General features: G+C 76.2%; 14 protein-coding genes. 6 read left to right on the top strand and 8 right to left on the bottom strand.

Annotation, left to right across the window (positions count from 1 at the left end; genetic code table 11):
• Positions 1 to 202 precede the first annotated feature (202 nt).
• Positions 203 to 1,243, bottom strand: a complete 1,041-nt coding sequence (locus VGB14_07255) for a hypothetical protein (GenBank protein ID HEX9992706.1) — start codon at positions 1,241 to 1,243, stop codon at positions 203 to 205.
• A gap of 95 nt (positions 1,244 to 1,338) precedes the next feature.
• A complete protein-coding gene (locus VGB14_07250; GenBank protein HEX9992705.1) occupies positions 1,339 to 2,391 on the bottom strand; it encodes a PQQ-dependent sugar dehydrogenase in 1,053 nt (350 codons plus the stop codon).
• Here VGB14_07250 and VGB14_07245 point away from each other — a divergent pair.
• Positions 2,381 to 2,650, top strand: coding sequence for a hypothetical protein (locus VGB14_07245; protein ID HEX9992704.1), 270 nt, complete (start codon positions 2,381 to 2,383; stop codon positions 2,648 to 2,650). The genes VGB14_07250 and VGB14_07245 overlap by 11 nt on opposite strands.
• Here the strand turns inward: VGB14_07245 and VGB14_07240 are convergent.
• Complete coding sequence (locus tag VGB14_07240) at positions 2,631 to 3,482, bottom strand: acyl-CoA thioesterase II (GenBank protein HEX9992703.1); 852 nt, start codon at positions 3,480 to 3,482, stop codon at positions 2,631 to 2,633. The genes VGB14_07245 and VGB14_07240 overlap by 20 nt on opposite strands.
• 41 nt (positions 3,483 to 3,523) lie before the next feature.
• Here VGB14_07240 and VGB14_07235 point away from each other — a divergent pair, with 41 nt between their 5' ends.
• From VGB14_07235 to VGB14_07225, 3 genes are read left to right on the top strand one after another with little or no spacing between them, the layout of a single operon-like run.
• Positions 3,524 to 4,735, top strand: coding sequence for a family 1 glycosylhydrolase (locus VGB14_07235; protein ID HEX9992702.1), 1,212 nt, complete (start codon positions 3,524 to 3,526; stop codon positions 4,733 to 4,735).
• Between the two features lie 10 nt (positions 4,736 to 4,745).
• Positions 4,746 to 5,186 (top strand): GtrA family protein, encoded by a 441-nt coding sequence (locus VGB14_07230; protein HEX9992701.1) that lies wholly within the window; start codon positions 4,746 to 4,748, stop codon positions 5,184 to 5,186.
• Position 5,187: 1 nt separating this feature from the next.
• The gene (locus VGB14_07225) at positions 5,188 to 5,817 is read left to right on the top strand and encodes a class I SAM-dependent methyltransferase (protein ID HEX9992700.1); all 630 of its coding nucleotides are present in this window, start codon (positions 5,188 to 5,190) and stop codon (positions 5,815 to 5,817) included.
• On the opposite strand, the gene VGB14_07220 is transcribed toward VGB14_07225, so the two are convergent.
• The 5 genes from VGB14_07220 to VGB14_07200 form a co-directional block, all read right to left on the bottom strand.
• The gene (locus VGB14_07220; GenBank protein ID HEX9992699.1) at positions 5,818 to 7,203 is read right to left on the bottom strand and encodes a hypothetical protein; all 1,386 of its coding nucleotides are present in this window, start codon (positions 7,201 to 7,203) and stop codon (positions 5,818 to 5,820) included.
• Entirely contained in the window at positions 7,200 to 7,685 is a 486-nt protein-coding gene (locus tag VGB14_07215) for a SigE family RNA polymerase sigma factor (protein HEX9992698.1), read from the bottom strand. The genes VGB14_07220 and VGB14_07215 overlap by 4 nt, the downstream gene beginning before the upstream one ends.
• A 66-nt stretch (positions 7,686 to 7,751) precedes the next feature.
• Entirely contained in the window at positions 7,752 to 8,798 is a 1,047-nt protein-coding gene (locus VGB14_07210) for a hypothetical protein (GenBank protein ID HEX9992697.1), read from the bottom strand.
• Positions 8,792 to 9,511: a class I SAM-dependent methyltransferase gene (locus VGB14_07205; GenBank protein ID HEX9992696.1), complete on the bottom strand. Its 720-nt coding sequence runs from the start codon at positions 9,509 to 9,511 to the stop codon at positions 8,792 to 8,794. Before VGB14_07205 ends, VGB14_07210 begins: the two co-directional genes overlap by 7 nt.
• Positions 9,505 to 10,770: a glycosyltransferase family 4 protein gene (locus VGB14_07200; protein HEX9992695.1), complete on the bottom strand. Its 1,266-nt coding sequence runs from the start codon at positions 10,768 to 10,770 to the stop codon at positions 9,505 to 9,507. Before VGB14_07200 ends, VGB14_07205 begins: the two co-directional genes overlap by 7 nt.
• 116 nt (positions 10,771 to 10,886) lie before the next feature.
• On the opposite strand from VGB14_07200, the gene VGB14_07195 reads away from it, so the two are divergent.
• Entirely contained in the window at positions 10,887 to 11,168 is a 282-nt protein-coding gene (locus VGB14_07195; GenBank protein ID HEX9992694.1) for a hypothetical protein, read from the top strand.
• Positions 11,165 to 11,758 (top strand): hypothetical protein, encoded by a 594-nt coding sequence (locus VGB14_07190; protein HEX9992693.1) that lies wholly within the window; start codon positions 11,165 to 11,167, stop codon positions 11,756 to 11,758. Before VGB14_07195 ends, VGB14_07190 begins: the two co-directional genes overlap by 4 nt.
• The last annotated feature ends 90 nt before the right edge of the window (positions 11,759 to 11,848 follow it).

Here is an 11,848-nt window from a genome sequence, read left to right as displayed (position 1 = left end):
CGACCCTGCCGGCCCGGCCCCGTCGAGTGCCGACGCCGCCGGGCCGGCCCGGTCGAGCGACGGCCGCTCGGCGCCGGCGCAGCCCGCCGCGAGCGCCACCGCGACGGCCGCCACCGCGATGCGCCGGTGCGGGCGAGGGGTGGGGCGGGCGTCGATGCCTCCAGCTTCCCCCACGCGACCGGCAGCTCGCCCTCGGCCCGGCTCACCCGCCGTTCGCGACGAAGGCGACGTGGAGGTACATCCCGTCCGCGGCCAGGGTCGCGTCGGACACCTGGCCCACGCTCGCGCCCGTCAGGGTGGCGAGGTCGCGCCACGTGCCGCTCGGCGAGCCGGACCACTGCGACGTTCGGAGGTCGTAGGCCCCGACGTACGCGTGGCCGTGGTCGGTCACGACCCCCACGTAGAGGCTGCCGAGGAGGACCGTCGCCGACACCCGGTAGGCCGTGCCGACCCCGTTGACGCTCGGGGCGCTCGCCCACTCCGACCACGAGCCGCCGCTCGTCTGCCGGACGGCCCGCCACACGGTCCCGCCCGCCGTGAGGGCGACGACGTGGAGCTGGGACCCGTCGGACGCGGCGGCGACGTCGACGACGTTGGCGAGGGGGACGTGCATGTTCGAGTTGATCTCGAGGAACGGCTGCCACGTCCCCGCGGGGTAGTCCTCGTTGGCGCCGAAGTGGATCGAGTGGTACAGGCGGCCGGCGCTGTTCACGGCGCACACGTGGAGGTCACCGCCGACCGCCGCCGCCGCCGGGCTGAGGACGGCGCCGATCTGGGTGTTGGTGCCGCTCTCCCCCTCGAGGTTCTCGAACGTCGACCACTTCCCCGTGCTCTGCGTCCAGGTCGCCCACCACAGCGAGAGATCGGCCTCGCGGACCGTCAGCATGACCGGGCTCCCACCGACCGCCGCCACCCGGGCGTTGACCACGCCGCTCTGCCCGGTCGAGTCGAAGCTGGTCCAGGACGGGGTCTGCTGCCAGTTGGTCCTGACCGCGGAGCACGCCGGGTTGCCGGTGCCAGCGGCGACGACGCCGAGGAACAGCATCGGACCGGCGGCCACCGCGGCTGCCGAGAGGACCTTCGACGGCGCCGGCAGGCCGGCGACCGGCACGGCCGCGGGCACCGACCACGTCCCCGGCGGCGCCGTCATCACCGTGTGGTAGGGGACACCCGGCGTGGAAGGCGTCACCGCCGGGGCGGCGGTGCCCGGCTCCTCGAGGCGCGTGCCGTCGCTCGTCGTCATCGCTCCGTCTCCTCCTCGTCGGTCGTCGCTGCTCCGTGCAGCTCGGCCGGCAGACGGCGATGGGCCGCCGTCGGATACCTCGGGGAAGGAGAACCTCAGGCGGCGGGGTCGAGGCGGTAGACGTCGCCGGCCAGGGAGAGCACGTACACCTCGCCGGACGCGTCCTCGCCGAAGGACACCAGCTGGCCGCCGTCGACGGGTGCGTCGAGGTCCCGCTCGGCCACGACCCGGCCGCCCTCGACGGTGAGGGCGCGGACGCGGGCCAGGCAGTAGTCGCCGAACAGGTAGGCGCCCTGCAGCGCGGGGATGGCGCCACCCCGGTAGACCACGCCCCCGCTGACCGCGCAGCCGCCCTCGTCGTGGGTGTACTCGAACACCGGCCCGACGGCGCCCGGCGGCGGCGACCCCTCGTACGCCCGGCTCCCCTCGACGAGGTCCCACCCGAAGTTCGTCCCCGCCCCGGTCCCGGCGGCCAGGCGGTCGACCTCCTCGACGTCGCCCTGGCCCACGTCGGCGATCCACAGGTCGCCGGTGCCGCGGTCGAAGGAGAACCGCCACGGGTTGCGCAGCCCGTACGCCCAGATCTCGGGCCGGGCGCCGGCCTGGCCGACGAAGGGGTTCTCGGCCGGCACGGCGTAGGGGTCGGCGCCGCTCGGCCGGGGGTCGATGCGCAGCAGCTTCCCGAGGAGCACGCCGGTGTCCTGCGCGTTCTCGTCCGGGTCGCCGGACCCGCCGCCGTCGCCCAGCCCGTACCAGAGGAAGCCGTCCGGCCCGAAGTGGAGGTCGCCGCCCTTGTGGTTCGGGTACGGCTGCTCGACGGCCAGCACCTCCCGGCGCGAGCCCTCGTCGACCTCGTCGCCCGAGATGGCGTACTCGTCGATGCGGCTGTCGAGGTCGGGGGTCGTGTAGCTGACGTACAGGTGCGCGTCGTCCGGTGAGAAGGCGAACCCGAGGAACCCGCCCTCGCCGCCGGCGCCGACCCGGTCCGAGAAGTCGAGGACGGGCGCGGGCGCCACCTCGAAGCCGTCGCCGGCGGGGTCGAGGCGCCGGAGCCGCCCTGTCCGCTCGGCGACGTAGAGCGAGTCGGTCCCCTGGCGGGACCGCAGGGCGGTCGGCCGGTCGAGGCTGGCGACGGGAGTGAGCACCACCCGGGCGGCGTCGAGGTCGGGCCCGGTGGGCGCGGGGCCGGTCGACGAGGACGAGCCCGGCGGCGCCGACGACGCCGGCGAAGAGGACGAGGGCGAGGACGACGAGGACGGCGACTCCGGGACGGTGGCCGACGGCGCCGGCGTGTCGCCGTCCGAGGACCGCTCGCCCCCCGGCCCGGCGTCGGACCCGCAGGCGGACGCCACGACGAGCAGCCCGGCCAGCACGGCCGCCAGCGCCCTCACCGCAGCACCCGGATGAGCCCCTCCTGCACGACCGACACCGCCAGCGCGCCCGCGCTCGTGTAGATCAGCCCCCTCGCCAGCCCCCGCGCCCCGGACGCCGACGGCGTGTCCTGCACGTACAGCAGCCACTCGTCGGCCCGGAACGGCCGGTGGAACCACATGGCGTGGTCGAGGCTGGCCATCATGATCTTCCCGTCCTGCCACACCACCCCGTGGGGCAGGAGCGACGTGTCGAGCAGGGTCATGTCCGAGGCGTAGGTGACCACGCAGGCGTGGAGCACGGGGTCGTCGGGCAGGCGGCCGTCGGCCCGCAGCCACACCCGCTGGTGGGGCGGGAGCGGGTGGTCGCGATCGGCCGGCGCCCAGTCCACCCAGCGCACGTCGATCGGCCGCGGCCGGTCGTACCACTCGCCCATCCGCTCCTTCCAGGGCTCCATCCTGGTCCGGAAGTCGGGGAGCGACTCGGGGTCGGGGGTGCCCTCGGGCGGGGCGGCGGCGTGGTCGAAGCCGCCCTCGTGGACGTGGAACGAGGCGGCCAGGTTGAAGATGGCCTTGCCGTGCTGGATGGCGACCACCCGCCGGGTGGTGAACGACCGGCCGTCGCGGATGCGGTCGACCTCGTAGAGGATCGGCACGCTCGGGTCGCCGGGCCGGAGGAAGTAGGCGTGGAGGGAGTGGACGTGGCGGTCGGGCTCGACGGTGCGGGCCGCGGCGACCAGCGCCTGGCCCGCCACCTGCCCGCCGAACACCCGCTGGCGGTGGTCGTCGGGCGACAGGCCCCTGAACAGGTTCACCTCGATGGGCTCGAGGTCGAGGATCTTCACGAGCGCGTCGAGGGCGTCCTGCACCCGGTCATCCTCGCGTAGGCCCCGGGGTAGGTTGCGCCGCCATGCGCCACCCCCCCTTCCCCGACGGGTTCGTCTGGGGCACGGCCACGGCGGCCCACCAGGTCGAGGGCGGCAACTGGAACAACGACTGGTGGGCGTGGGAGCACGACCCCGCCTCGCCCTGCGTCGAGCCGAGCGCCGACGCCTGCGACGCCTGGCACCGCTACCCGGACGACCTCCGCCTCCTCGGCGGGCTCGGCTTCGGCTCGTACCGGTTCTCGGTCGAGTGGAGCCGCATCGAGCCCGAGGACGGCGAGTGGTCGAGGGTCGCCCTGGACCACTACCGGCGCCTGTGCGCGACCTGCCTCGAGCACGGGCTCGACCCGGTCGTCACCTTCCACCACTTCACCACCCCCCGCTGGCTGGCGGCCCGGGGCGGCTGGTCCGACCCGGCGACGGCCGATCGCTTCGCCCGCTTCTGCGAGACCGCCACCCGGGCCTTCGGCGACCTCATGACCAGGGCCTGCACCCTGAACGAGCCGAACATCGTGGCCACGATGGGCTACCTCGCCGGCGTGTTCCCGCCGGGCGCGAAGGACCCCGACCTGCGGCGGCGGGCCAACGACACGTTCGTCGACGCCCACGGCAAGGCCGTCGAGGCGATCAAGGGCGTGGTCGACGTGCCCGTCGGCCTCACCCTGGCCATGGCCGACCACCAGGCCGTCGGCGGGCCGGAGGCCGAGCAGCGCCGGGCCCGCATCCTCAGGAACTTCGAGGACGTCTACCTGGAGGCGGTGCGGGGCGACGACTTCCTCGGCGTGCAGACCTACAGCCGGGTGCGCATCGGCCCCGAGGGCGAGCTCGGCCCCGAGGACGGGGTCGAGACCACGATCATGGGCTACGAGTTCTGGCCCGAGGCGCTGGAGGCGACCCTGCGCCGGGCCTGGGACGAGACGGCCCACGTGCCCCTGCTCGTCACCGAGAACGGCATCGCCACCGACGACGACACCCGCCGGGTCGAGTACGTGGCCAGGGCGCTGGCCGGCGTGCTGCGCTGCCTGGACGACGGCGTGGACGTCCGCGGCTACACGTACTGGAGCGCGCTCGACAACTTCGAGTGGGCCCTCGGGTACGGGCCGACGTTCGGGCTGATCGCCGTCGACCGGGCCACCCAGGAGCGGGTCGTGCGGCCGAGCGCCCGCTGGCTCGGCGAATGCGCCCGCGCCAACGCGCTGGTCGAACCCGCGTCGTTGCCCTCAACCGCCGGCCGGTAGCCTCCGACGGATGACCATGAGCCCCGCCGGCCTCGTCCAGCGCGTCCGGGCCGACTCCGGCCGCCGGGCCATGCGGTACTCGGCCGTCTCCGTGATCGCCGTCGCCGTCACCCAGATCGCCATCCTCGTGTTCCACGGCGTGCTCGACTGGTCGGCGACCGCCGCCAACTTCGGCGCCGTGTCCGTGGCGTCGGTCCCCGCCTACCTGCTCAACCGGGCCTGGGTGTGGGGCAAGCGGGGGGACCACCACCTCACCCGCGAGGTGCTGCCGTTCTGGGGGATGGCGCTGCTCGGGCTGCTGTTCTCCACCCTGCTGGTCGCCCTCGTCGACGACTGGTCGGACTCGTCGCTCGCCGTCATGGGCGCCAACATCGTGGCCTTCGGCCTCCTCTGGGTCGCCAAGTTCATGGTCCTCGACGAGGTCCTGTTCGCCCCTCGCCCCACGCGCTGAGGTGGACCCCGCGCTGCGGGCCGCGGCCGAGGCCGCCAAGGGGTTCATGCCGCCCGACGAGGGCCTGGCCCTGCACGAGGCCGGCCTGGAGGCGGCGGCGCTCGGCCCGCTGCTCGAGGTCGGCACCTACTGCGGCAAGTCGGCGATCTACCTCGGCGCCGCCGCCAGGGAGCGGGGGACGCTCCTGTTCACCGTCGACCACCACCGGGGCTCGGAGGAGAACCAGCCGGGCTGGGAGTGGCACGACCCGACCCTCGTGGACCCCGACCTCGGCGTGATGGACACCCTCCCCGTGTTCCGGCGGACGATCCGCGACGCCGGGCTGGAGGGGACGGTGGTGGCCGTGGTCGGCGACTCGCCGACCGTCGCCCGCCACTGGGCGACCCCGGTGGCGCTCGTGTTCGTCGACGGCGGGCACGGCGCCGGACCGGCCCACGCCGACTACGAGGGCTGGGCCCCGAAGGTGCGGCCGGGCGGGCTGCTCGCCATCCACGACGTGTTCCCCGACCCGGCCGACGGCGGCCGCCCGCCCTACGAGGTGTACCTCAGGGCGCTGCGGTCGGGCGCCTTCGAGGAGGTCCGGGCCGTGGGCTCGCTGCGGGTGCTGCGCCGCGTCGGCGACGGCTGCTGACTAGGGCAGGGCGAAGGCGGCGACCGCGGTCCGCCCGTCGGCCCACGTCACCCTGACGACGACGGTGTCGCCCGGCGCGGCGGCGGGCACGGCGAGGGGGACCGGGATGCCGGCCCCGGGCACGGCCACCTCCGGCCCGGCGGCACCGACCGAGGCCACCGCCGTGCCGGGGAGCGCGCCGGCCACGAGCAGGCCGCCGCCGCGGGCCCGGGTGACCCGGACGTCGTCGGCCACGACGGCGACGGCCTCGAAGCGGTCGCCGGCCGGCCGGAGGACGACGGCCCCGCCGCCGTCGGCGGTCCGCCAGCCCACCCGCAGGTCGGTCCCGTCGCCGGTGAGGGAGGGCGACGTGACGCCGGCGGACCGGAGGGCGGCGGCGGCCGCGTCGACGGGGTCGTCGGCCGTCGTGCCGGCGAGCGGGGCGCCGTCCGGGACGGCCCCGGCCATCCACGGCGACGAGGGCGGGGCCAGCGCCATCTCGGCGACGGACAGGAAGGCTCCGCCGACCTGGCGGACCCGCACGACGTAGGCGGCCGGGTCGAGCCCGGTGACGTGCACCTCGTCGCCGGCCTCGAACACCTCGCCGAGCGACGGGTCGGGCTCGGCGCCCTGGGGCAGGGTCATGCCCCCGAGCGGCACCGGCCGGCCGTCGACCAGCACGGTGACGGCCAGGCTGTCCGGCGGGACGTCCGGGTCGGTGGCGACCAGGCGGAGGGTGAGGTCCACCGTCCCGCCGGCCCGCTGGACGAGCGAAGGCTCGACGGCGACCTCGTCGTCGACGGCGCCGACGACCGTCCACACCGGTCCGGGGGCGGCGTCGATGCGGCGCAGCCACACCCGGCCCGACGTCATCGCCACCGGGTCGGCGTTGCCGGGGCCGTCCGGGTCCTCGAGGAGCGCCCACCGGTACGACGCCGTGCCGGCGGCCTCGTCCACCGTCGCGTCGCTGATGGCGAGGGGCTCGGGCACGTCCACGCGGTCGGCCAGGTAGGCCTCGACGGTGCCGGCCGGCGTGGCCGGCACCGGCCCGCCGGGCGGGCCGCCGAACCAGCCGGCGACGGTGCCGTCGCCGCCCACCGGCCACACGGGCGGGTCCACGGCGGGGTCGAACGGCGGCGGCACGGCGGCCGGCGGTGCCGCAGGGGTCACGGTGGCGACGGTGGCGTCCCGGTCGACGGCCACGGCCGCGACGGCGGCGACCGTCCCGGCCACGACGAGCACGGCCGCCGCGGCCAGCGCCGGCAGCCGGTGGCTCCGGGCGGCGACGGGCGCGAGCTCGACGACGGTGGGGCGCCCGGCCAGCTCCCGCCACGGCGGGCGATGGGGCGCCGGGTCGGCCGCCCGCCGGGCCAGCATGGTGCGGACGTCGTGCTCGAGGTCGGTCATCGCTCGATCTCCCGGCGCAGGGCGGCGAGGCCGCGGTGGACGGCGGTGCGGACGGTCGGGACGCGGCAGCCGAGCACGGCGGCGATCTCGCGATCGGGCAGCCCGTCGTAGTAGCGGAGGACGATGGCGGCCCGCTGCCGGTCGTTGAGGACGGCGAGCGCGTCCCACAGCTCGTCGGCCTCCAGGCTGGCGTCCTCCGGCGGGGTGGGCGGGCGGCGCCGCTCGAGCTCCACCCGCCGGCCCCACGACCGGGACCGGTTCACGACCGCGCCCCGCACGTAGGCCAGCGGCTCCCGCACCCGGGACCACCCGGCGTGGGTGGCGACGAAGGCGTCCTGCACCAGCTCCTCGGCCACGGCCGCCGACCCGGTCAGCAGGTAGGCCAGGCGGACCAGCTCGTCGTAGCGGTCCTCGTAGAGGCGGACGAGCTCGGGCGGCCAGGCCGCCACCTCCCGGCCGTCCTCGATCGGCACGACGGTCATCGGCCCTGCTCGATCGGCGCGTCCGTCATCGGAGAGGAGACGCCCGAGCGCCGGGAAACGTTCCCGTCAGGGGTCGGGCAGGGCCTCGCGCTCGTCGAGGTCGAGCACCGGCGGGAGGCCGGCGGCCTCGTGGTCGGCGAACAGGCGGCTGGCCGGTCCCGTCCCCCAGAGGGCGTCGGCGGCCAGCACGACGGCGGCGGCCGTGTACGTCGAGCGCTCGCCGCCCGGGAAGTGGACCCGCTCGGGGTGGACGATCCCCGTCCAGTACGAGCCGTCGTCGTGGCGCAGGTCCTGGGCCCAGGCGAACAGCTCGACGGCCCGCTCCCGCTCGCCGACGGCGACGTGGGCCATGGCGCACTCGCACGTCTCGGCGGCCGTCACCCACGGCCGGTCGGACACGCAGCGCACGCCGACCCCGTCCATGAGGAACCGGTCCCGCCCGGCGGCCAGCCGCTCCCGGCCGGCGTCGCCGCCGACCACGCCGGCCAGCACCGGGTAGTACCAGTCCATCGCCCACCGGTGCTTCGGCGCGAACGCCTCCGGCCGGTTGGCCACGACCCACACCAGGCGGGCGGCCGACAGCTCCCAGTCCGGCCGCTCGTGCCCGAGGCGCTCGGCGGCGGCGATGGCGCAGCGCAGGCTGTGGCTGATGCTCGACGAGCCGGTGAGCAGCGCGAACGACCACGGCGTGCCGTCGGCGTGGCGGGCCCACACGATCTCGCCGCGCGGGGTCTGGAGGTCGAGGACGAAGTCCATGGCCCGCTCGACCACCGGCCACATGGCCTCGAGGAAGCCGGTGTCGCCGGTGGCGAGGAAGTGGTGCCACGCGCCGGCGGCCACGTAGGCGCAGACGTTGGCGTCGAGCTTGGCCTCCTCGACCCGGTCGCCGACGTAGTACTGGTGCCAGGCGCCGTCCGGGCGCTGGGTGGCGACCAGCCAGTCGAAGGCCCGGCCGGCCTCGGCCAGCCGCCCGCCGACGGTGAGGGCCATGGCCGCCTCGACGTGGTTCCACGGGTCGGCGTGCCCGCCAGGGAACCACGGCACCATGCCCGACGGCTCCTGCCAGGCGGCGATCGAGTCGACGGTGGCGGCCAGCTGGCCGGCGGTCAGCACGGCTTGGTGGCGTACACGACGATGCTCTTGCCGAGCACGGGGTTCAGGAGCCGCTCCGGCACCCTCGTCAGGAGCGGGCGGCGGCCGAGGTCCCAGACGAGGAGGCGGTGGTAGGCCCGCACCAGCGGGTGGTCGTCGTCCTGGGGGCCGACGGCGCAGCGCAGCCACCAGTACGGGGTGTGGAGGGCGTGGGCGTGGTGGGCCCAGCCCGGGCGCAGGCCGGCGCCCCGCAGCAGGGCCCGCAGCCGCGGCTCGGTGTAGACGCGCACGTGGCCGCCGGGGACGGCGGGGGCGTGGTAGTCGTCGGACAGCGCCCAGCACACCCGCTCGGCCAGCCAGGCCGGCACGGTGACGGCGATCGTCCCGCCCGGCCGCAGCACCCTGGCCAGCTCGGCGGCCGCGGACGCGTCGTCGGGGAGGTGCTCGAGCACCTCGGCGGCGATCACCCGGTCGAAGGCGGCGTCGGGGAACGGCAGGCGGAGGGCGTCGCCCTGGACGGCGGCCGCCGCCGCGCCCTCGGGCACCTCGCCGGCGTGGGCCATGGCCGCGCACAGCGCGGCGACGTCCTTCACCTCGGCCCCGTCGGCGTCGAGGGCGACGACCGTGGCGCCCCGCCGGAACGCCTCGTAGGCGTGCCGGCCGCCGCCGCAGCCGAGGTCGAGGAGCCGGTCGCCGGGGCGGACGCCCAGGCGCCGGTAGTCGACGGTCAGCACCGCCCGGCGTCCTCCAGCAGGGCGCGGTACTGCTCGACGGTGGCCTCGGCCGTGGCCCGCCAGCTCCACCGCTCGGCCACCCGCTCCCGGCCGGCGGCGCCGACCCCGGCCCGGAGGTCGGGGTCGGCCAGGGCGGCGAGGATCGTGGTGGCGATGGCGCCGGCGTCGCCCGGCGGGACGAGGAAGGCCGTCTCCCGGTCGCGGCCGGCCACCTCGGGCAGCGCCCCGCCGGTGGTGGCCACGAGGGGCACGGCGCAGGCCATGGCCTCGACGGCGGGCAGCGAGAACCCCTCGTAGAGCGACGGCACGACGGCCAGCTCGGCCTCGGCGTACAGCTCGACGATCCGCTCCTCGGGCACCCCGCTCACGAACTCCACCACGCCGCCCAGGCCGAGCCGCTCGATCGTCGCCATCGTCTCGGTCGCCTCCCGGGGCTTCCCGATGACGACGAGGTGGGCGTCCTCCCGCTCGGTGCGGACCTTGGCGAGCGCCTCGAGCAGGAAGCGCAAGCCCTTCATGGCGACGTCGGCGCTGGCCGTGGTCATGAGCCGGCCCGGCACGCGGGCGACGTGGTCGAGCGGGCGGAACGACGTGGTGTCGACGCCGACGGGCACGACGTGGAGGCGCTCGGGCGGCACCCGGTGGTCGCGGCTGATGTCGTCCAGGGAGGACTCGGAGACGGTGACCACCCGGGGCAGCCGGCGGGCCACCCGCGTCTGCATGGTGGTGAACGAGTACCACCGGTGCAGGGTGAGCTTGCGGTAGCGGGTGCGGGCGGCGGCCATCTCGAGGCGGCGGTCGACGGTGATCGGGTGGTGGATCGTTGCCAGCACCGGCAGGCCCATGGCCTGGATGGCGAGCAGGCCGTACCCGAGGCTCTGGTTGTCGTGCACCAAATCGAAGTCGTGGCGCCGCCCCCGCAGGTGCTGCCAGGCCCGCACGCTGAAGGCCAGCGGCTCGGGGAACTGGCCGACGGAGAAGGCGGTGACCTCGAACAGGTCGGCGGCGTCCTTCAGCTCCCAGACGCCCGGCATCCGCATCGGGAAGTGGTCGTTGTAGATGTCGAGGCTGCGCAGCTTGACGAGCGGCACCCGCGGGTCGAGCTCGGGCCACGGCTGACCGCCCAGCACCTCGACGTGGTGGCCGAGGTCGGCCAGCGCCGCGCTGAGGTGGCGGACGTACACGCCCTGGCCGCCGCAGTGGGGCTTGCCCCGGTAGGCCAGCAGGGCGACGCGAAGGGGCTGGTCCGGGCCGGGCATGGCCGCCAAGCCTCCCCGGAACCGGACCACCCGGTCAAGTAGCGGCTCCTAGGCTGCCGCCCGCGACGGAAGGGGGCAGCATGGTGGGGAGCGGGCGGTTCGGAGGGTGGGACCCGGTGCCCCAGATCGCGCCGAGCGGCGGGTTCGAGACGGCGCCGTCGGACGCCGAGCGGGCGAGGGTGCTGGCGTCGTTCGGGCCGGTGGCCGGCGTGGCGCCGTCGACGGCGAAGCCCGCTCGCGACGCCGGTCCCGCCTATCGGGTCACGCTCGAGGGCGACGAGTCGACCGTGGCGACGGCCGTCGCCGTCCTCCGGGCGGTCGCGGGCGTGACGGTGGTGCGCGCCGAGCGGAGGACCGAGGTCCTCGGCGTGACCCGGTGGGAGGAGTGGTCGCCGTGAGCGGTCACCCGCCGGTGTGGGCGAGGACGCGCCCGCTCGCCTACTCGACGAGCCTCGTCTCGTTCGCCACGGTCGCCGCGCCGCTGCTGGCCGGCTTCGCCCTCGCCGCCCTGCTCGAGCTGCGGGGCGCGGAGGGCCGGGCCGCCGGGGTGGCCGTCGCCCTGTTCACCCTGGCCGTCGTGCTCCTGCTCGGCGCCATCCAGGCCGGGCTGTGGGCGGCCGCCCACCACACGAGCCCGGGCGAGCGGGTGGCCTGGTACCCCGAGGCCCCGTTCGACGACTACTGGCTCGGCCGCATGCGGGAGCAGCAGTGGCAGGAGGTGGCGACCGGCTTCCGCTTCACCCGCATCGCCCAGCTGGCCTACAACCTCGGCATCTCGGCGTTCCTGTTCGCGGTCGTCGCCGCGCTGGTCCCCCCGCCGGGCCGGTGGGCGTGGCCCCGCACGGTGGCCGTCGCCCTGGCCGCCGCGGCCGCCGCCCTGGAGACCGTCGGCCTGGCCGGGACGGCGCTGCGCCGGGCGCCGAAGCCGGGCGACCCGCCGCCCGTCCCCGCCGACCGGCTGCGGGCGACGGTCTACGGCCGGCCCTGACCGCCGGTGCGGGCGGTCGTGCAGCGGGTGAGCGAGGCCCGCGTGTCGGTGGGCGACGAGGTGGTCGGCGAGATCGGCGCCGGGCTGTGC

It is taken from the genome of Acidimicrobiales bacterium (genome assembly GCA_036399815.1).
Taxonomy (GTDB): Bacteria; Actinomycetota; Acidimicrobiia; order Acidimicrobiales; family DASWMK01; genus DASWMK01.
The sequence above is the reverse complement of the archived record's forward strand: the minus strand, read 5'-3'. Positions and strand labels throughout refer to the sequence as shown.

Bases quoted from the DNA above. Each gene is read 5' to 3' on its own strand.
- VGB14_07220 (HEX9992699.1), bottom strand. From the start codon at position 7,203: ATGACCGACCTCGAGCACGACGTCCGCACCATGCTGGCCCGGCGGGCG.
- VGB14_07200 (HEX9992695.1), bottom strand. From the start codon at position 10,770: ATGCCCGGCCCGGACCAGCCCCTTCGCGTCGCCCTGCTGGCCTACCGG.
- VGB14_07235 (HEX9992702.1), top strand. From the start codon at position 3,524: ATGCGCCACCCCCCCTTCCCCGACGGGTTCGTCTGGGGCACGGCCACG.
- VGB14_07255 (HEX9992706.1), bottom strand. From the start codon at position 1,243: ATGACGACGAGCGACGGCACGCGCCTCGAGGAGCCGGGCACCGCCGCC.
- VGB14_07215 (HEX9992698.1), bottom strand. From the start codon at position 7,685: ATGACCGTCGTGCCGATCGAGGACGGCCGGGAGGTGGCGGCCTGGCCG.
- VGB14_07230 (HEX9992701.1), top strand. From the start codon at position 4,746: ATGACCATGAGCCCCGCCGGCCTCGTCCAGCGCGTCCGGGCCGACTCC.